Source organism: Roseicella aerolata (genome assembly GCF_020523605.1).
GTDB classification, from domain to species: Bacteria; Pseudomonadota; Alphaproteobacteria; order Acetobacterales; family Acetobacteraceae; genus Paracraurococcus; species Paracraurococcus aerolatus.
Map to the genome: position 1 here is coordinate 1 of NZ_JAJAQI010000179.1, position 677 is coordinate 677.

A 677-nucleotide genomic window follows, 5' to 3' on the forward strand; every position below is an offset into this window, starting at 1 on the left:
TGGCAGTACACCGGCAGCGCGGCGGCGGAGGCGGTGACCGGCACCGGCCGCAACGACCACATGGCGATGGGGCGCGGCGCCGATACGGTCCGCGGCGGCGCCGGCGACGACTTCCTCGATGGCGGCTCGGGCAACGATGTCGCGGCCTATGCCGGCAGCCGCGCGCAGTACACCGTCACCATGTCGGGCGGCCTCTACACGGTGCGCGACACCGTCCCCAACCGCGACGGCACCGACCTCCTGCTCCGGGTGGAGAAGCTCTCCTTCGCCGATGGCGAGGTCTGGATCGAGCAGGCGGCCAATGTCAGCGGCGTGGTACACCGCTTCTACAACGAGGCGAAAGGGGTGCACTTCTTCACCGCCTCGAACGAGGAGGCCTACGACGTCCGCACCAAATACGCCTTCTTCGACGACGAGGGCCTGTCCTACCGCACGGCGCAGCCGGGCGCCGCGGGCGCAACCGACGTCTTCCGCTTCTACAACACGGCAAAGGAGTACCACTTCTACACCACCTCGGCCGCGGAGCGGGACTTCGTCATCCAGACCTACGCGGAGTACAGCTACGAAGGCATCGCCTACCAGGCCTTCAGCTCCGCCGAGGCCGGGCAGATGTCGCTCTTCCGCTTCTACAACCCGACCACCGGGGCGCATTTCTACACCACCTCGGTGGCGGAGCG

Annotated in this window: 1 protein-coding gene; it reads left to right on the plus strand. The window is 67.9% G+C overall.

Features of this window, described 5'->3' with window-relative positions:
- Window positions 1-677, plus strand: a 677-nt coding sequence (locus LHA35_RS28435) for a hypothetical protein (protein ID WP_456316102.1), incomplete at both ends; no start/stop codon positions are given.